This is a genomic window from Cupriavidus cauae, assembly GCF_008632125.1.
In the GTDB taxonomy this organism is placed as follows: Bacteria; Pseudomonadota; Gammaproteobacteria; order Burkholderiales; family Burkholderiaceae; genus Cupriavidus; species Cupriavidus cauae.
The window spans coordinates 61,811-78,707 of sequence record NZ_VWRN01000027.1 but is presented as its reverse complement, the minus strand read 5'-3'; the positions used below and the strand labels follow the sequence as shown (position 1 = coordinate 78,707).

Here is a 16,897-nt window from a genome sequence, read left to right as displayed (position 1 = left end):
AGAAGACGGGCCGACGCCAAATTAAGGGCGGCTGTGTGACCTTCAAGAGCCGCCCGGCAAAAATTTTTTTGGGCGGCGCGTAGCGGCGCCGCCCTCTTCAGCTAGTTATATGCGATGCGGAAGCGGTGTGAAGGACGGGCCGCATGCGGCCCTTGCCGGCCGGTGGTCCGACGGCGTCAGCGCTCGCCATTGCCGTCGCCGAGGCCATGCCGGGCATGCCATTGCGCCAGCGATTCGTCGGGCCACTGGCGGCAATGGACATGTCCCTTGCCGCGCGGCACGTCGACCCAGGGCGCGGCATAGTCCAGCGCCGCCTCGACGACCTCCGGCGGGCGCGGCAGCGGGGTGTCGATCGCCGACGCATGGGGATGGACCAGTTCCGGCCAGCGCGGGTCCCACAGCCACAGCGGGCTGCCGCATTGCAGGCAGAAATGGCGCGACGCCGGCGAGCGGGTCGCGCGCTTGCCGGGCTCGCGCATCACGGCGTGATAGATGCCCAGATGCTTGCGGCCGCGTACGCGCAGCGTGTTGGCGTCCGCGCCGAGATTGATCGCATAGCCGCCGGAGCCCGCGGTCTTGCGGCAGATCGAGCAATGGCAATGCATGAAGGGGTAATACGAAGACGACTCGACGCTGAAACGCACCGCGCCGCAATGACAGGAGCCTTCCAGATGCATGGCGACCTCATATCCAGGAGTGGTGGATCGAGGTTCCTATTGTGGAAGCTGGCCGGCGGAATACCAATCCAATACCAGGCCTGTACCAGACCGATACCAGGCCGATACCAGGCCGATACCAATGCAATGCGCCTATCGGTCAGCAGCGAAGACGCCGCGCCAAAACAAAAAACCCGCCGATCTTGCGATTGGCGGGTTTTCTGCTTTTGCTGGCGGAGTGGACGGGACTCGAACCCGCGACCCCCGGCGTGACAGGCCGGTATTCTAACCGACTGAACTACCACTCCTTGTCGGCTTGCCTGCTGGTGCCGCTGCAATGGCTGGCATGGTTGCCGGCATTGCAGCGATCGGTCCAGTCGGCGTCCGGATGCATGGCATCCGGTCAAGCTGGCGTCCCCTAGGGGATTCGAACCCCTGTACTCACCGTGAAAGGGTGATGTCCTAGGCCTCTAGACGAAGGGGACTGGAACCGTTTCGCATTGACGCTGTGTTTTGCGTCGCGAGGGGCGCAAGTATAACGCCGATTTTTTTGCCTGTGAAGCCTCTTCGATGCGATTGGCGAATCGGCGGGTCCGACAGATGCCTATGGCATCATTCCGGCACGACAACATGAGGATGGACATGCTTCAGGACACGCACAGCAAGCTGATCGGTTATTTGCTCTGGATCTTCGGTTTTACCGGCTCGCATCGCTTCTACTATGGCAAACCGGTGACCGGCACGATCTGGTTCCTGACGCTCGGCCTGCTGGGCATCGGCTGGCTGATCGACCTGTTCCTGATTCCGGGCATGGACCGGGATGCCGACCGCCGCTTTACCTCGGGCCGCGTCGATTTCAATATCGCCTGGATTCTGCTGACCTTCCTCGGCATCTTCGGCGTGCATCGGATGTATATGGGCAAATGGCTGACCGGCCTGCTGTATCTGGTGACCGGCGGCTTCTTCCTGATCGGCGTGCTGTACGACTTCTGGACGCTCAATGACCAGGTGTCCGACAAGAACCGCGTGTTCTCCTGAGCTTCTCCTGAGCGGCGGACCGCGTCCCATGCGCACGGAGCGCTGAACCATGGCAGGCAGGCAAGGCACCCTCGGGCTGAAAGGCATCGCGCTGCTGGAGGCGACCAAGGGCGCGCTGGTGGTGCTGGCCGGCATCGGCCTGGCGGCGCTGCTGCATCGCGACGCGCAGGCGCTGGCCGAGGCCATCGTCGCGCGGCTGCACCTGAATCCCGGCAGCCGCTATCCGACGATCTTCCTGTCGCTGGCCGCGCATCCCGACGATCCGCGCCTGTGGGCCATCGGCGCGTCGGCCGCGCTCTATGCGGCGATGCGATTCGCCGAGGCCTACGGCCTGTGGCACGAACGCGCCTGGGCCCAATGGCTGGGCGTCTGGTCCGGTGCGATCTATATTCCGGTGGAACTTTACGAAGCGGCGCGGCATCCGACCTGGATACACATCGGCGTGGCCGTCGCCAACGTGGCGATCGTCGCCTATCTGGCCGCAAGCCTGGCCCGCCGACGCGGCACGCCGCGATGACCGGCGCCTGATGCAGGCACGGCCCGTGCATCGGGGAGGACAGGGGGATCGCCAGGGGAACAAGCGGAACGAGGGGACGAGAGGGCCCAGGGGGACTCTCGAAGACCGACCACGCGAGGAGCCAGACATGCCTGAATCGAACGATCCGACCCGATCATCGGCCGATCCATCCGCACGGCCGCGGCATTTCTCGATGATCCGCGAACTGGCGCTGGCCGACGTCTTTACGCTGGCCAATGCGGCCTGCGGCATGGCGTCGGTGTTCTTCGCGATGTTCTACATCGACAGCCAGTCGCTGCGGCACTTCCTGATCGCGGCGGCCTTCGCGCCCGCCGCCTTCTTCTTCGACGTGATCGACGGCCGCGTCGCGCGCTGGCGCCATGCGCATTCGGCGCTGGGCCGCGAGCTCGATTCGCTGGCCGACATCATCTCGTTCGGCGTCGGTCCCGCGACGCTGGCCTTTGCCGCCGGCATGCGCGGCGGCTGGGATCTGCTGGCGCTGATCTATTTCGTCTGCTGCGGTGTCAGCCGGCTCGCGCGCTTCAACGTCACGGCCGAATCGCTGTCCGGAGCCAGCGGCAAGGTGTCCTATTTCGAGGGCACGCCGATCCCGACCAGCGTGGTGCTGACCGGCGTGCTGGCGCTGTGCTCCTGGCAGGGCCGCATCGGCGATGCGCTGTTCGGCGGTGCCTGGACGCTCGGCCCGGCGGTACTGCATCCGCTCGTGCTGCTGTTCGTGCTGTCGGGCTCGCTGATGATCAGCAAGACGCTGCGGATTCCGAAGTTCTGACGGGGTGATCGTCCGCGGCGATCGTCTGCGGCGACCGAATGCGGCCACCGAATGCGGCCACCGAATGCGACGACCGGATTCGGCGATCGCCTATCGCAGCGACAGCCAGACGGTCTTCGGTTCGGTGAAGTTCTGCAGCGCCGCGTCGCCGTGTTCCCGGCCCAGCCCCGAATCGCCGGCTCCGCCCCAGGGCAGCCGGACATCGGTATAGCCGTAGGTGTTGATCCATACCGTGCCCGCCTTCAATTCGCCGGCGACGCGGTGCACGCGCCCGATGTCCGCGCTCCAGACGCCGGCCGCCAGGCTGAACGCGGTACCGTTGGCGATGCGGATCGCATCGGCCTCGTCATCGAAGGGAATCACGGCGGCCACCGGGCCGAAGATCTCCTCCTGCGAGATGCGCATCTCGTGCGCGACGTTGGCGAACACCGTGGGCGCGACGAAGTAGCCGCGCTCACCGACCCGCATGCCGCCCGCGACCGCGGACGCGCCTTCCTGCTTGCCGATCTCGATATAGTCCAGCACCGTCTTCAGCTGCGCCTTCGACACCAGCGGTCCCATCGTCGTCTCGGGCGAGGCCGGGTCGCCGACGCGGATCGCGTTGGCCCGTGCCGCGAGCCGCTCGACCATCTCGTCGTAGATGGCGCGTTGCGCGAGGATGCGCGATCCGGCGGAGCAGACCTGGCCGGCGTTGAAGAAGATGCCCGATGCCGCGGCCCGTACCGCCGCGTCGAGATCCGCGTCCGCAAAGATCAGGTTGGCCGATTTGCCGCCGAGCTCGAGCGTGACGCGCTTGAAGTTGCCCGCCGCGCCCTGCATGATGCCGCGGCCCACGCCCGGCGAGCCGGTGAAGGTCACCTTGTCGATGCCGGGATGGCCTACCAGCGCATCGCCGACCACGCTGCCCTTGCCGGTGACGATATTGAGGACGCCGGGCGGCAGGCCGGCTTCGAGCGCGAGTTCGCCGACGCGCAGCGCCGACAGCGGCGTGATTTCCGCGGGTTTGACGATCACGGTGCAGCCGCATGCCAGCGCCGGCGCGATCTTCCACATGCCGATCATCAGCGGGAAATTCCACGGCACGATCGCGGCCACCACGCCGACCGGCTCGCGCACGGTATAAGTCAGCGCGTCCGGGCGGGCCGGTATCACGTCGCCGTGGATCTTGTCGGCCCAGCCCGCGTAGTAGCGCACGGTGTCGATCACCGCCGGCAGGTCCTGCCGGCGTACCGCGGCCAGCGGCTTGCCGGCGTCGAGGCTCTCCAGCGCAACCAGCTCGTCCCGATGCGCCTCGAGCAGGTCGGCGAAACGCTGCAGGATGCGGCCCCGTTCGGCGGCGCGCATGCGGCTCCAGCCCTTCAGCGCGCGGCGCGCGGTCTGCACCGCCAGATCGACCTCGGCGGCCCCGCCCTGCGCGACCAGCGCGATCGGTGTCTCGGTGGCGGGATCGATATCGGTCGAATAGGTGCCGGACATCGGCGCGATACGTTCGGCGCCGATCAGTAGGTCGTGGCGCGGTAGCGAGGACGAATTGGGCCAGATCGGTGAATTCGGGGAGGGCAGCGAACTCGTTGGCGGCAGAGGCGACGGCATGATGGCTCCTCACGGGATCGACCCGGTGTAGTGTCGATTCAGTGTCCGCAAGGCTTGGATCAAAGTCCAATTAATAGATTGGATTGATTTATCCGAAAAAGTTATGGCGCCGACGCGTCCGATTTGCCGGGTCTATCTGGCTGCTCGGTCTCGCCCTGTTCGTCAGGTCCGTCCGTTCCCTCGCCGGGGCGCACCGTGCGTGCTTGGGCCGCGAGCGGCGGGACCAGCCCCACGATCGCCGCATGCAGTTCCGCGGCGACCACGGGCTTGTGCAGCAGCACGGTGCCGCTCGCATGCACGCTGCGCAGCCGGTCCGCCGCGGTATCGCCGGTGATGACGATCGCCGGTACCGCCTCTCCCAGCTGCTTGCGCAGTGCCGCCATCGCCTGCAGGCCGTCCCGGTTTCCGCGCAGCCGATAATCCGCCACGATCAGGTTGGGCCGGAACGCCGGCAGGCAGGCCAGCGCGTCGCGCTCGGACTCCGCCGCCCGGCAGTTGCATTGCCAGCCCGACAGCAGCTCGGTCATCGCCAGCCGGATATGCGGATCGTCGTCGATGACCAGCGCCCGCACGCCCGGCAGCGGTTCCAGCTGCATCGGCGCATCGCTCGGCAGCCGATGTACCAGCGCCTCCATGCCGGCCGGCGGCAGCCAGACCCAGGGCAGCGCCATGCGGAACACCGAGCCGCGCTGTGGCGTCGAGGCGAGCGTGACATCGGTGGACATCGTTCGCGCGAGGCCGCTGGCGATCGACAACCCGAGTCCCAGGCCCTTGCGCTGATCGCGCTCGGGATTGCCGAGCTGATGGAACTCCTGGAAGATCGCCGCGTGCTGCGACGCCGGGATGCCGATCCCCGTGTCCCATACCTCGAGCACCGCATGCTCGCCGCGCCGGCGGCAGCCCACCAGCACGCCGCCGCGCTCGGTATAGCGGATTGCATTGGCGATCAGATTGCGCAGCACCAGCTCGACCAGCGCCGGATCGGCGAACACCGCGCAGGTCGTCTCGCGCGTCCGGTAGACCAGCCCGCGTGCTTCCGCCAGCGGCGCGAACTCGTTCTCGAGCCGGTAGAGCAGCGGCTGCAGGCGAAACGCCATCGGCCGTGCCTGCACCACGCCGGCTTCGAGCTTGGAGAAGTCCAGCAAGGTGTTCAGCATTTCCCGCGCGGCGTCCGAGGCCGCCTCGATATGCGTCAGCAGCTGGCGCTGCTTGTCATCCAGCGAAGTGCGGCTCAGCGAGACCAGAAACAGGCCGAGCGCATGCAGCGGCTGGCGCAGGTCGTGGCTGGCCGATGCCAGGAACACCGATTTCGCGCGGCTCGCCTGCTCGGCCGCGCGCTGGGCGGACTCCGCGCGCGCCGTCTGCTCGCGCAGCTGCCCGATCAGTTCGATATTCTCGAAGCGCAGCGCGATCGAATGCCGCGCCACGCGGGCGTAGTTGCGCGCGAACACGATCAGCACGATCAGATAGAGCGGCGTCGCCAGGAACATCGGCAGATAGTCGGGGTCGCCGGTGGCCAGGAAGCTGATCCATACCGGCAGGATCGCCGGCACGAAAAAGCCGACGGCGACCGGCAGGCAGGCCGAGAACACGGCCAGCGCCGCGGCGCTCATGCCCGCGATCAGCGACAGCACCGAAATGACGATCGGCGGCTCGCGGACATCGAGATAGAGCAGCGCGATCACTCCCCACAGCGAGCCAATGCAGGTCAGCAGCATCGTCATCCAGCGCGCGTAGCAAGGCGCTGCGGCCTCGGTGGTGCGTTCCGGCATCCGCTGCCGGCCGACCAGGCCGTAGGCGCAGGCCAGCGTCATCGCGATGGCCCACGGCAACGCCAGCGGGCGATCGCCGGACAGCACCAGCCCGGCCGTCAGGAACCAGGATGCCAGCGCGCAGCCGATCATCGCGACGCTGAAGCTCTGGTCCAGCAGATCCATCTGGGCGGCCAGCAGCCGTCCCTCGTCGAAGCGCGGCAGCAAGGGCAGCCGCCGGCGGCCGCTGGCGCGCTTCACCGCGCGGCCTGGATCAGGCCACGCCGCTGCGCCTCGATGATGGCCTCGACGCGGCTGACCACGCCAAGGTGATCGAGGATGGCGGCGACATGCACCCGCACCGTGTTCTCCGACAGGCCGAGATGGTGCGCGATGATCTTGTTGGAACGGCCCAGCGCCAGCTGGCTCAGCACCTCGAGCTGGCGCGGTGTCAGCTGGCTGGGACGGTAGCGGGCCGCATCCGTGGCGGACGGGTCCGGCGCGATGGCGTCATCCGCATGGCAGAAGTAGCTGCCGCCCTGCAGGCAGCGCGCGATCGCCTTCTCGATGCGCGTGGCGTCCGCCGATTTGGGCAGGAAGCCGGCCACGTCCTTCCGCACGTCGGGGGGAATCGCGTCCGGGCCCGAGGTACCCGAGACGATCAGGATGCGCGCCGCGGGAAAATGCCGGCGCAGCACGCGCACGCCCTCGATGCCGTTCAGGCCCGGCAACTGGATATCGAGCAGGATGATATCGACCGCGGCTCCGGCATGGTCCTGCACCGCCTCCATCACCGTGCCGGCCTCGACGATCGCGGACACGCTGGCGCTGTCGGCCAGCAGCAGCCGCAGGCCGGTGCGGAACAGCGTATGGTCGTCGATCAGCAGCAGGCAGGCATCGGGCATGGCGGTCGATAAGGGCCGGTCATCGGCGTGGCGGGCCGCTAGAACCTTGCGGTCGGGGTATCGCATGGCAGGGTGAAGGCGCGCGGATGGCGGCCGGCGGCCCTTGCCAGTGGTGGATTGGAATCGATTCCCGACCGCTTGTCCATGCCTGCCGATCCGGGTTGCCTAGTCCGGATGGATTATTGGCGTGGCTGGCGCGTGATGCGAGGATGCGTCCTGAGCGGAACCGCGACTCGCTCATACCACTTTGAAGTACCCGCACCTCCCGGCTGCGGGTATTTTTTTGCCCGATCGCTGCTCGGCGACATGGCCGCCATGCAGCGCATGCATTCACGATCGCGATTGCGCCCGCCATGCCTCGCCATGTCGTGCGATGCCCGTGCGATGTCGGTGCGATACCTGCGGCCATCATGCCGCCCGATCCAGCGGCCAGACCCGCGTATCGCGCGGCGTATCGAAACGATAGTCGCTGTAGGTCCGCGCAAACAGCTCGGCGCCGAGTCGCTCGGCCTGCGCGATCGCATCGGTCGGATCGCGTACCACCTCGCCGCGGCGATTGCCGGTACCCCGCACCACGCCCGCCAATTGCGAATCGGTATAGCGGGCATACTCCTGCAATTGATGAACGATGCCGAGCGCCGCGCCGGCATAGCTTTCCTCGGACGCCAGCACCAGGCCGAGGCGCTTGCGGGCCAGCTTCGGCACCACGGTGGCCGAATCCGGATGCGAGGCGGCGTAATAGCAGAACATGCGGTCGAAGAAGGCCTTGGTCTGCGCCGACAGGCCATACCAATAGATCGGCGAGCAGAACACCACGCCGGCCGCGGGAAGAAAGTCCTGCAGCAATAGGTCGCGATAGCCGTCGTCGATGCCGCAGCTGCCGTCGGCGCGCCGGCATTGGCGGCAGTCGCGCAGCAGCCCGCCGATATGGTCGTCGAGAAAGCGCAATTTGACCGGGTGGCCCGCTCGCTCGACGCCGCGCTGCACCGCGTGCGCCATCGCCGCCGAATTGCCGTCGCGCCGAGGGCTGCCCACCAGGATCAATACCGGCCCGGAAGGAAGAGTTTGGTAGAAAGTCGTATCCGTCATCATGTTCCTTGCATTGCGTGGTAGGGACACGGCGACTGTAGGATGGCGGCTGCGGCGCGACAAACGAGCAATTCTTGCGTCGAACAAATTCGGTTCATCTCTGGGTTTCCTGCGCATTTTTTTGGAGCGCAATGCATGTTCGCTTCCTTGCCGATCGCCGCCCTGCGGGTATTCGAATCCGCCGCGCGGCATCTGAGCTTCAAGGCCGCGGCGGCCGAGCTGTCGGTGACGCCGGCCGCCGTCTCGCATCAGGTGCGCGGGCTCGAGTCCTGCCTTGGCGTGGCACTGTTCACGCGCCTGCCGCGCGGCGTGGCGCTGACGGTCGAAGGCGAGCGGCTGTTCCATCGGATGCATGGCGCGCTGCTCGATGTGGCCCAGGCCATCGACGAGCTGCTTCCGCAGCCGGCGGCGGGGTCCCTGACGGTGACCACCACCATGTCGTTCGCCGCGCTGTGGCTGGTGCCGCGGCTGGGGCGCTTCTATCAGGCGCATCCCGATGTGCACGTGCGGATCGACAGCGATGGCGCGCCGGTCGACCTGCACCAGGACGCGCGCATCGATGTGGCGATCCGCTATGGCACCAGCGCCTGGCCCTCGCTGCTGAACGCATGCCGCCTCGGCGAAACGTTCGGCGTTTACGGATCGCCGGCGCGGATCGCAACTGCCGGCCAGGAGACGCCCGAACTGATCACGGTGCGATGGACCGATTCGACGCTGTACGACGATGGCTGGCAGGCGTGGTGCGATGCGGCCGGCGTGCGTTGGCTGCAGGAAGGCGCCACGATGCGCGCCTACGACGAGGAGAGCTATGCGCTGCAGGCCGCCGTCGCGGGACAGGGGCTGGTGCTCGCCAGCTCCATCATGGTGTCCGACAGCGTGCGCAATGGGCTGCTGCTGCCGTATCGGCCCGATATCACGGTAGCCGGCGCCGCCTATACCGCGCTGTGCGTGCCGGGGCGCGAGCGGCATCCGCCGGTGCGGGCGTTTCTGGCCTGGCTGGCGCGGGAATGGGCCTGAAGGCGCGGCCTTTCGCCCATGCGCCTCAATGCCACGTCAATGACGTGTTACACCGTGTAGGGCACCCGTTGGCGCGGCCCGCGCATGGTCTCCCCCATGGCGCGACGCAACATGGCGATTCCTGCCGCCGCCCGGCAATTCGCGTTGCCTAATATTCAGATCGTGGCGGTTCCGCCAGCGGCCATCGGGAGGAAAGCATGCCGACCGCAGTCCGACACCGTTTTCCCCTTGCTGCCCGCATCGCCAGCATCGCGCTCGGCATGGTCTGTTTCGCCGGCATGGCGCCGACGGCAACGTTGGCGGCATTGCAGGACCACTTCCTGTACTTCCCGAGCAAGGCACCGCTGGCCGCGCTGATTTCCGACGAATTGCGCCCCTGGCCCGGTGAAGACGACTTCATGGGCCTGCTCGCCGAGCCCAGCGGGCCGGCGCGTGCCACCGCGATCGTGTTCCATGGCAACGCGGGCCATGCCGGCCACCGCAAGGTCTATGCGGACGCGCTGGTGCAGCACGGCGTGCGGGTCATCCTGGCCGAATATCCGGGCTATGGGCCGCGCGATGGCGAGGTAGGCGAGGCCAGCTTCGTCGCCGATGCGCAGCGCACCATCGAACTGGCCCATGCGCGCTTCGGCGCGCCGCTGCTGCTGATCGGCGAATCGCTCGGCGCCGGCGTGGTGGCCGCAGCCGCCGCGCGGCAACGCGACCGGATCGCCGGCCTGATGCTGATCACCCCGTGGGATCGGCTGGCCCGTATCGCCGCCCATCACTACGCATGGCTGCCGACCTCCTGGCTGTTGCGCGACCGCTATGACAGCGTCGCCAATCTGGTCGCATTCGATCGGCCGGTATTGGTAGTGGTGGCCGAACGCGATCGCATCGTGCCGGCACGCTTCGGCCGCGCACTGCACGACGCGCTCGGCATGCGGCGGCAATTGCGCGTGGTGCCGGGTGCCGACCACAACGACTGGTTCGACCGCGTCGATGCACAGTGGTGGGGGCAGGCGCTCGCCTTCCTGCTCGAATCCGGGCCCAACGCCGCCGCTCCGTGAGCCGGTTTGCCAGCGATTCTCCAGCGATTCTCCAGCGGTCCGAGGGTAATTGCATTAATGTTGGAACTTACGGATTTGGACGCGCATTGGTTATCCTTGTGTCATTGCATTGAATGAACCAATCCGATGAAGCTCTCTCCCGCCATTCCAATTCTGCGTATCTTCTCGGTGGACAAGGCCAGGGAGTTCTATCTCGATTTCCTTGGATTTTCCGTCGACTGGGAGCATCGCTTCGAGGAAAGCCTGCCGCTGTACATGCAGATATCGCGCTCTGAATTGCTGCTGCATCTGAGCGAGCATCACGGCGATGGCACGCCCGGAACGGCAATATTCCTGCGGGTCGATGACATCGAAGCGCTGCATCGGGAATTGGCGGCGAAGCCGTACCGATATGCGCGCCCCGGCGTCGAAACGATGGACTGGGGCAAGGAAATGCAGGTGGCCGACCCGTTCGGTAATTCGCTGCGTTTCTGTCAGCTCATTGACGATTAATTATATTTCGAACACCTACCGTAGTAGGGGTAACGCGGCGCCACGCGAATTCCGTTGTGCGAAATCAATTACACTGGCGCAAAAAATAAGCTTTATTTCGGCAGGGGTCAGGAGCCAAAGCTTGGTGAAGAGTCGAATTGCGTCGGGCATGGCCCCGGCGCGCCAGTCGTATGCCATCGTCGTCGACGACCATCCGCTGGTGGCGCGCGGTATTGCGGGATATCTGACAACGCATTGCGACTACGCGGTGGCGCACTATGCCGCGAATGCGCAGGAGTGCTTTCAACGGATCGATAGCGACGGTCCGCCCAGCCTGCTGGTGGTCGATTTCTGGCTGCCCGGCGGCACCGCCCTGGCGCTGCTGCGCGAGGCCGCGGCAAAGCTGCCATCGTGCCGCCTGCTCGTGATGAGCGGGGATGAAGACGCACGCGTACAGATCAAGGCCATGGAGGCGGGCGCGCACGGCTTTCTGCGCAAGAGCGAGCCGCCGGAGACGTTCGCGCAGGCGGTGGCCACGCTGCGGCAGGGCGGCACCTGGTTCCCGGCCGTGCCCGCGGCGGAACTGACGCCGGCCCTGCGCCGCGAACTGCCGCTGAGTCCGCGCGATCTCGGCCTGACCGATCGGCAGGGCCAGGTGCTTGCATTGATGCTGCGCGGCCTGCCCAACAAGCAGATTGCCAAGGAACTGGCGATTTCCGAGCAGACCACCAAGGAACACGTGACGGCCATTCTCGGCAAGCTGGGCGTCAGCAATCGCGTCGAGGCCATCACGCTGCTGCACGGACGCCGGCTCGAACCGTGAGCGGGTCGATCTCGCAACGGCTGGGCCTGCGTGCCGCCGCCGCCGAATCGAGCGTCAGCCCGCGTGCCCGCGCGCGCCTGGTCGACATGACGTTCGAGCGCCTCGTCTTCAGCGTCAACGCGATTCCCTTCGTCGGCCTGCCGTTCGTCGTCTGGCTTCATGTCACGGGCAGGGATGCCCGTTCGCTGCTGGTGTGGACGCTCGCCTACTGCCTCGCCGCCGGCTGGATGCAGCTGGAGCGCCGCCACTATCGGCGCGAGCGCGCGCAGTCCGACGACGCGGCGATGGCCGAGCGCTGGCTGCCGGTGGTTCGGCGCATCGCGCTGGTCCACGGCCTGTGCCTGTCGATGGCGACGGTCTTGACCGCGGGCCAGGTTACGTTCGACTTCGCGCTGCTGCTGCATATCAGCCTGGCCGCCATTCTTGCGGCCAATGCCACGCACCAGACGCCGATACTGGGCGCTTTCCAGCGGTTCTTCTTTGCGTGCTGGGGTGTGGTGACGGTCAACGTGCCATGGAGTTTCCCCCATCACTGGCAGGTGGTGCTGCCGCTGACGCTGCTGTACGCGGTGGCGATCTATCGGCACGCGCTGATCGCCAATCAATTCTTCCGCCAGCAGGTGCAGCTCGAGGACGACGGCATCCGGCTTGCGGAGAGCTATCGGCTCGCCAAGGAGGCGGCCGAGGATGCGCTGCGCGCCAAGAACCTGTTCCTGACCACCGCCAGCCACGACCTGCGCCAGCCCGTTCATGCGATGGGGTTCCTGATCGAAGCGATCGCACAGCGCAATCGCGATCCGGCGCTGAATCCGCCGCTGGAGGACCTGCGGCGCAGCGTCCGATCCGTTCATCTGATGTTCAACTCGCTGCTTGACCTGTCGAAGATCGAGCAGGGCATGGCGATGCCGCGCAGCGCACCGGTGGCGCTCGCACCCATCATGGAGGAAGTCGCCGCGCTGTTCCGCGAGGAAGCGCATAGCCGCCATCTCGATCTGCGCGTGCGGGTGCCGAAGCAGGCCGCGGCGGTGCTGGCGGATGCTTCGCTGCTGCGCCAGTCGCTGGTCAACCTGGTCCACAACGCGCTGCGGTACACGCAGCGTGGCGGCGTGCTGCTGTCGGCGCGGCGCCGCGAAGCGGACTGGCTGCTGGAAGTCTGGGATACCGGCATCGGCGTGGCCAACGAGGACAAGAGCCGGATCTATTCACCGTACTATCGCAACGAATACGCCTGGCGCATCGATAGCGCGGGTCATGGCCTCGGTCTCGCCGTGGTTGCCCGCTGCGCGACCATGATGGGTGCCGCCTACGGGCTGGACTCCGTCGAACGTCGCGGCTCGCGATTCTGGCTGCGCTTTCCGGCCGCTGACCCCGGGCAGGCCCATGTGCACGCGATGGCGGCCGAGTCCCAGGCCCGCCCGACGAGCGCGCTGCCGCCGCTGAGCGGTTGCTGTCTGATCGTCGAGGACGATCCGGTCGTCGTCAGGGCGTGGGGGAGCCTGATGCAGGCATGGCATGTCGATGCACACTGCGCGGCCTCGGCGACGGAAGCGATCGCGCTGCTCCATGCCGGCCTGCGTCCGCAGGTGATCCTGTGCGACCAGCGCCTGCGATCCGGCGAGAGCGGCTTCGAGGTGCTGAAGGAGCTGCTGGAGCGCTGTCCCGGCGCCAGCGGCGCGATGGTCAGCGGCGAATTCGATTCGCCCGCCCTGCTGCAGGCCGAACGCGAGGGCTATGTGGTGCTGCGCAAGCCGGTGGAGCCTGCGCAGTTGCATGCATTGCTGTACCAGTGGCTTCGGCCGGAAGAGACGCTGCACCGCGCGTCGTGATCCGTGGGCGATGATCCGGTGCCAGCATCGCCATCCCACCTCCTTGTAGAGGACCGACTATGCCAATCCAGATCCGTGACGAAGTCCCCGCCGATATTCCGGTGATCGAGTCGGTCGTCGCCGAAGCCTTCCGCAGCGCGACGCATGCCAGCGGTACCGAACCGCTGATCGTCAATGCATTGCGCGCGCGAGGGCAGCTGTCGATTTCACTGGTGGCCACGGACGCCGATCAGCTCGGCGGCCGCATCGTCGGTCATGTGGCGGTGTCCCCGGTCGCGATTTCCGATGGCAGCGCGGACTGGTATGGCCTTGGACCGATCGCCGTGCTTCCCGCCTGGCAGTCGAAAGGCGTCGGTACGCTGCTGATGAATGCGGCACTGGACGCGCTGCGCCGGCGCGGCGCGCGAGGCTGCGTGGTGCTTGGAGAGCCCGCCTATTACAGCCGCTTCGGCTTCGTTTGCCGTGCGGACCTCGTATTGCCCGACGTCCCGCCGGAATATTTCCAGGCGGTACGCTTCGAAGGCGAGTGGCCGGCGGGGACGGTGGAGTATGACGAGGCGTTCTGGGTGACGGGGTAGAGTGTGGGCGCGCCGGCGACGACAGGAGCGAGACATGAAAGGAGGCTGCCTCTGCGGCGAGATCGCGAGGACCGGCCGCCTGCCAAGGTGCCGGCTCGGACATCGTCCGTTCACCTGCGTACAATGCCGGCCTCGACTACCGAGATGATCCCGTGAAGAAAACCGACCTCGAAAAGAACAAAGGCCTGAAGATCGCCAACAGCATGAAACAGGCCGGCGCCAAGCGCGGCGGCCCGGCTCCGAAGACCGAGCGCCGCGGCTCGGCAGCGGCCAAGACTGGCCTGCTTGGCAAATTGCTGGGGAAGGCGGTGCCGCCGGAGAAGTCCGGCGATTGATCGTGCTTGCTCGGCTTCGAAAGCGACCGTAGCGTTCTGGCTCGCGGCCTGTCGCTGCCCTGAGGTGTTTCCCCCTTCGGCGGTATGGCGAGATTCGAGCCCGCCTCCGACAATCGTACGTCTTCGTGTTGGCATCGCGCCACGTCAGGACGATAACGATTAGAACGGGAGGGTCGCATGCGTGTATTCAGCGCTGTTTCGGAGCTTCACATCGGTGGACGCGATGTTGGGGCGACGATCCTGCAGTGGGGGGCAGGAGCCATTTTCTTTTTGTTCACGGGGGCGGCGAGTGCCCATGGGGGCGGACTGAACGCCGAGGGTTGTCACACGAACCGGAAAACTGGCGAGTACCACTGCCACAGAGGAAGCGGACATACCGGCGTCCGCGCGGTGCCGTCACCTGGCGCCAGGACCCACCCATCGGCCAATGCCTTCATGGCCCGCCAAGGTTCGTCCACCGGCCCTACCTGCTATCGCGGGCCGCGCGGCGGCACCTATACGATTACCGCTAGCGGTCGCAAGAACTACGGCGGGTGCTAGCGCGCCTCGCGGCCCCGAAGTTCGCCAATCGCCTTATCGCGCCCCAAACACCAGCGACTGATGCGCGGCCACGCCCGCCATCACGCCATCGGCACTGGCGAACGTCGCGCTCTGCATGCCGCGGGCGATATCGCCCGCGGCGTAGACGCCCGGTACCGTGGTGTTCTTCTGCGCATCGGTACGGATGATCGAACCGAACGGCATGTCTTCCATTTCGCAGCCCAGCTGCTGTGCCATGTCGCTGTTCTGGCGGCTGCGAACGGCGAGATAGAGCGCGTCGACCGCGGTGGTTCGGCCATCGGCAAACTCGATTGCCGATAGCGCCGTGCCCTCGCCGTGCAGCGCCTTGATCGGCGCCGCTTCGATCGCGACACCACGCTTTTCCAGCTCCGCGAGCGCGGTTTCGTCGGCGGCCGGCTCCCCATTCAAATAAAGTGTGGTCGGTCCCCATTCGGCGATCAGCATGGCCTGATGGACCGACATCGGCGACATGCCGAGCACGCCCAGGCGTTGGTCGCTGAATTCGAAGCCATGGCAGTACGGACAATGAATCACCGACTTGCCCCAGCGCTCCTTCAGTCCCGGCAGGTCGGGCAGTTCGTCGGAGATGCCGTACGCGAGCACCAGCCTGGCGCCTTCCACCACCTCGCCGTTCTCGAGGCTCACCGAGAAGCCGCCCAGCTCTCCTGACGCACCGATGGCTCGACCTTCGATAAACGTGGTCGTGGGATACGCCGCCACCTGCTGTCGCGCGGTCGCGAGCATGGCGGCGGGATTGCTGCCGTCCTGGGCCAGGAAGCCGTGCGAATGCGTGGCAAAGCGATTGCGCGGGGCGCCCGCATCGATGATGCAGACCGAGCGCCTTGCCCGCGCGATATAGGTGGCTGCCGACAGGCCGGCGAAACTGCCGCCGATGACGATGGCGTCATACCGCATGGACGTGCTCCAGATCGTGGCGGCCGCCGCGGGCGACCATCCGTTTGTGAAAATCGGCGCTCAGCATCGCCAGCGTGACCTCGCCCAGCCGCGCGAGCAACAGCGCTTCCGCGTCGTTGAAGGCCTGGTCGAGCGCGGCATTGACGGCTTGCTCGACCAGGCAACCGGGTGATTCGGTCCGGTTGCCGATCGCCAGAAGCGAGGGACAGCCAAGCGCGGTATAGACGTCGCGCAGCGTGACCCTGGACAGGTCGCAGGCGAGCGTCCAGCCGCCGCCATGGCCCTTTTCCGAGCGCACATAGCCCTGCTCGCGCAGGCCGGCCATCACGCGGCGGATGACCACGGGATTGGTTTCCATCGCCTTGGCGAGAACCTCGGAAGTGACCGGGCCATCGTGCTCGGCCATGTGCAACAGGACGTGGAGCACGCCTGACAGTCTGCTATCGCGTTTCATGGAACTTATGGTGTTACATGAAACGCCGAATGTCAAGATAAAGGAGAGCAGGTCGATTGCGACGCCCTGACCGCGGGAAGCCGGGGCCGATGATTGGGTGGCTTGCATGGGTTCTCTCCGTGAATGCGGGAGAGCGCAGCGTAATGCGGACGCGGCTGCGGCGTCTTGAACGATTGTGCGAGCCGAATCAGCGGCCGTTGGCCGACTGGACCATGCGCAGCCATCTGGCCGGCGGAATGCCGTAAGCCTTGGTGAAGTGCCGCGTCATGTGGCTCTGGTCCGCAAAGCCGGCTGCCACGGCGCTGCGCCGATACTGGAAGCACTGCACGCCGGCCGGCGTACGGCCGATGGCATAGGTATCGTGCCGGTGCATTGCATAGGCGTTGCCGATGAAGAAGGCCTCGATGCGCTCGATGCCCTGCGCCGGTTCGGCGCGATGCACCCAATCGGGGCTCTTGGCACGACGTTTCGTCATGGCCGGCAGGGGCCGGCATGGGGCCCTCTTGTGGGAAGGGACGCTGTCATTGTC

Annotated in this window: 18 protein-coding genes, 2 tRNA genes and 1 pseudogene; 11 read left to right on the top strand and 10 right to left on the bottom strand. The window is 66.5% G+C overall.

Annotated features, from left to right (window positions below; all coding sequences use genetic code 11):
* Positions 1–176: 176 nt before the first annotated feature.
* From F1599_RS09340 to F1599_RS09330, 3 genes are all read right to left on the bottom strand, one after another.
* Entirely contained in the window at positions 177–677 is a 501-nt protein-coding gene (locus F1599_RS09340; protein ID WP_149316365.1) for a GFA family protein, read from the bottom strand.
* A 210-nt stretch (positions 678–887) separates the two neighbouring features.
* Positions 888–964: transfer RNA gene (locus F1599_RS09335), tRNA-Asp, on the bottom strand.
* A 101-nt stretch (positions 965–1,065) separates the two neighbouring features.
* Positions 1,066–1,141 (bottom strand) — tRNA-Glu (locus F1599_RS09330).
* Between the two features lie 157 nt (positions 1,142–1,298).
* On the opposite strand from F1599_RS09330, the gene F1599_RS09325 reads away from it, so the two are divergent.
* From F1599_RS09325 to F1599_RS09315, 3 genes are all read left to right on the top strand, one after another.
* A complete protein-coding gene (locus F1599_RS09325; RefSeq protein ID WP_223129660.1) occupies positions 1,299–1,694 on the top strand; it encodes an NINE protein in 396 nt (131 codons plus the stop codon).
* 49 nt (positions 1,695–1,743) lie between these two features.
* A complete protein-coding gene (locus tag F1599_RS09320) occupies positions 1,744–2,211 on the top strand; it encodes a DUF2127 domain-containing protein (RefSeq protein WP_150082854.1) in 468 nt (155 codons plus the stop codon).
* Between the two features lie 193 nt (positions 2,212–2,404).
* On the top strand, positions 2,405–3,001 hold the full coding sequence (locus F1599_RS09315; RefSeq protein WP_149316536.1) for a CDP-alcohol phosphatidyltransferase family protein: 597 nt from the start codon (positions 2,405–2,407) through the stop codon (positions 2,999–3,001).
* 90 nt (positions 3,002–3,091) lie between these two features.
* Here the strand turns inward: F1599_RS09315 and F1599_RS09310 are convergent, their stop codons facing one another.
* From F1599_RS09310 to F1599_RS09295, 4 genes are all read right to left on the bottom strand, one after another.
* Complete coding sequence (locus F1599_RS09310) at positions 3,092–4,477, bottom strand: aldehyde dehydrogenase family protein (RefSeq protein ID WP_223819552.1); 1,386 nt, start codon at positions 4,475–4,477, stop codon at positions 3,092–3,094.
* Positions 4,478–4,695: 218 nt separating this feature from the next.
* Positions 4,696–6,531, bottom strand: a complete 1,836-nt coding sequence (locus F1599_RS09305; RefSeq protein WP_395895226.1) for a hybrid sensor histidine kinase/response regulator — start codon at positions 6,529–6,531, stop codon at positions 4,696–4,698.
* Positions 6,532–6,602: 71 nt separating this feature from the next.
* Positions 6,603–7,250 (bottom strand): response regulator transcription factor, encoded by a 648-nt coding sequence (locus F1599_RS09300; RefSeq protein ID WP_150082852.1) that lies wholly within the window; start codon positions 7,248–7,250, stop codon positions 6,603–6,605.
* A gap of 408 nt (positions 7,251–7,658) precedes the next feature.
* Positions 7,659–8,342: a flavodoxin family protein gene (locus F1599_RS09295; protein WP_190286334.1), complete on the bottom strand. Its 684-nt coding sequence runs from the start codon at positions 8,340–8,342 to the stop codon at positions 7,659–7,661.
* A gap of 132 nt (positions 8,343–8,474) precedes the next feature.
* Here F1599_RS09295 and F1599_RS09290 point away from each other — a divergent pair, with 132 nt between their 5' ends.
* The 8 genes from F1599_RS09290 (at position 8,475) to F1599_RS26595 (ending at position 14,978) form a co-directional block, all read left to right on the top strand.
* Positions 8,475–9,356, top strand: coding sequence for a LysR substrate-binding domain-containing protein (locus tag F1599_RS09290; protein ID WP_150082851.1), 882 nt, complete (start codon positions 8,475–8,477; stop codon positions 9,354–9,356).
* 260 nt (positions 9,357–9,616) lie between these two features.
* On the top strand, positions 9,617–10,405 hold the full coding sequence (locus F1599_RS09285) for an alpha/beta hydrolase (protein ID WP_150082912.1): 789 nt from the start codon (positions 9,617–9,619) through the stop codon (positions 10,403–10,405).
* A 126-nt stretch (positions 10,406–10,531) separates the two neighbouring features.
* The gene (locus F1599_RS09280; RefSeq protein ID WP_149316359.1) at positions 10,532–10,897 is read left to right on the top strand and encodes a glyoxalase superfamily protein; all 366 of its coding nucleotides are present in this window, start codon (positions 10,532–10,534) and stop codon (positions 10,895–10,897) included.
* 124 nt (positions 10,898–11,021) lie between these two features.
* Positions 11,022–11,699 carry a LuxR C-terminal-related transcriptional regulator gene (locus F1599_RS09275; RefSeq protein ID WP_223819544.1) on the top strand — a complete coding sequence of 226 codons (678 nt, stop codon included), beginning with the start codon at positions 11,022–11,024 and terminating at the stop codon, positions 11,697–11,699.
* Positions 11,696–13,525: a hybrid sensor histidine kinase/response regulator gene (locus F1599_RS09270; protein ID WP_150082850.1), complete on the top strand. Its 1,830-nt coding sequence runs from the start codon at positions 11,696–11,698 to the stop codon at positions 13,523–13,525. Before F1599_RS09275 ends, F1599_RS09270 begins: the two co-directional genes overlap by 4 nt.
* A 59-nt stretch (positions 13,526–13,584) precedes the next feature.
* Entirely contained in the window at positions 13,585–14,103 is a 519-nt protein-coding gene (locus tag F1599_RS09265; RefSeq protein ID WP_150082849.1) for a GNAT family N-acetyltransferase, read from the top strand.
* 152 nt (positions 14,104–14,255) lie between these two features.
* A complete protein-coding gene (locus tag F1599_RS09260) occupies positions 14,256–14,438 on the top strand; it encodes a hypothetical protein (protein ID WP_150082848.1) in 183 nt (60 codons plus the stop codon).
* Between the two features lie 177 nt (positions 14,439–14,615).
* Positions 14,616–14,978, top strand: coding sequence for a YHYH domain-containing protein (locus F1599_RS26595; protein ID WP_150082847.1), 363 nt, complete (start codon positions 14,616–14,618; stop codon positions 14,976–14,978).
* Between the two features lie 33 nt (positions 14,979–15,011).
* Here the strand turns inward: F1599_RS26595 and F1599_RS09250 are convergent, their stop codons facing one another.
* From F1599_RS09250 to F1599_RS26155, 3 genes and pseudogenes are all read right to left on the bottom strand, one after another.
* Positions 15,012–15,914 carry an NAD(P)/FAD-dependent oxidoreductase gene (locus F1599_RS09250; protein ID WP_150082846.1) on the bottom strand — a complete coding sequence of 301 codons (903 nt, stop codon included), beginning with the start codon at positions 15,912–15,914 and terminating at the stop codon, positions 15,012–15,014.
* Positions 15,904–16,368, bottom strand: a complete 465-nt coding sequence (locus F1599_RS09245; RefSeq protein ID WP_149316532.1) for an Rrf2 family transcriptional regulator — start codon at positions 16,366–16,368, stop codon at positions 15,904–15,906. Before F1599_RS09245 ends, F1599_RS09250 begins: the two co-directional genes overlap by 11 nt.
* A gap of 301 nt (positions 16,369–16,669) precedes the next feature.
* Positions 16,670–16,843 (bottom strand): annotated as a pseudogene (locus F1599_RS26155) (AraC family transcriptional regulator); the annotation flags it as partial.
* Positions 16,844–16,897: the final 54 nt, after the last annotated feature.